The following is a 943-nucleotide window of genomic DNA, read 5'->3' as shown; positions in this document are numbered from 1 at the left end:
CATGCTGACATTGCCGCGCTGCACAGGTAAGCAATGTTCGATGAGGGCAAATTGTGCTGGCGTGATCTCCATGTCCAATAGTTTAACCGCCCCAGCCACTAGCGTTAACAGGCCCTAGCTGACGCTGTTTCATGCTCGATGAAAGAAGTTATCAATGCCGCTCCGGGCTATGAGCAATGGTTAGTGCGAGCCGCAGAAGCATCCACCGAATACGGTGAGAACACTCATGCGGTTGAGGTGCCAGCCGTACTGGTCGAGGTTGGCTTTCACTCAAATCCTATCAATGCGACGGCACTCCTAGATTCTGCTTTTCAGGACGCAGCGATGCGCGGCATCGAAAAGGGATACCGATTAAACAGGGACGGAAAGACTTGCGCGCCTCAAAAGATAACATCGGTGCCTAACATCGTGGCAACAGTGAATGGGCCTCAAGTTGACGTACCGATAAATTTCGTCGGGAATCCGCAGTTCCCGGTGGTGAGGACCCGCGAATTTCTTGTTTGCCCTAGTGGCTGGACATGCCCCAAAGTGGAATCATTTACTATTTCGGCTGAGCAGCCTTCTCCAATTGTTGGGAAATGGAACTGCACCGGTAGCCGAACAATTGCGCGTACTACCTTCCAGGTAAAAACCACCCTCTTAGATGCTGATGGCGTAAAGAATGAGTTCAACAGCTCATTTGTCTGTGCGCCAGCCTGAATAAATTTTCATCTTAATCAGCAAGGCCATTAGCCACATAATTATTCGTTAGCTTTGGAAGCTCCCAGTGGGAAGACTAAGCTCTTCTCACTCGGAGTCGGTATGGCGTCTTTTACAGCGGTTGATCTACCCAAACTCCAAGCGCCCGATCTAGCAGGCTGCTGAAATACCTCTCAGCTCGTAGACTACTTGAGTCGGAACATCCCCCACTACCATGCGTGGCGTAGACGTCTTCAGCGAGCAG

General features: G+C 51.0%; 1 protein-coding gene. It reads left to right on the top strand.

The features are described from left to right. The first annotated feature begins 138 nt into the window (after positions 1-138). Positions 139-699 carry a hypothetical protein gene (locus XarbCFBP7408_RS22615; protein ID WP_146093832.1) on the top strand — a complete coding sequence of 187 codons (561 nt, stop codon included), beginning with the start codon at positions 139-141 and terminating at the stop codon, positions 697-699. Positions 700-943 lie beyond the last annotated feature (244 nt).

Source organism: Xanthomonas arboricola pv. guizotiae, from assembly GCF_002940205.1.
Classification (GTDB): domain Bacteria; phylum Pseudomonadota; class Gammaproteobacteria; order Xanthomonadales; family Xanthomonadaceae; genus Xanthomonas; species Xanthomonas arboricola_C.
Note: the sequence above shows the minus strand (reverse complement) of the source record. Positions and strands in the feature narration are given on the sequence as shown.

Coding starts and splice junctions, on each gene's coding strand:
- XarbCFBP7408_RS22615 (WP_146093832.1), top strand. CDS start 139: ATGAAAGAAGTTATCAATGCCGCTCCGGGCTATGAGCAATGGTTAGTG.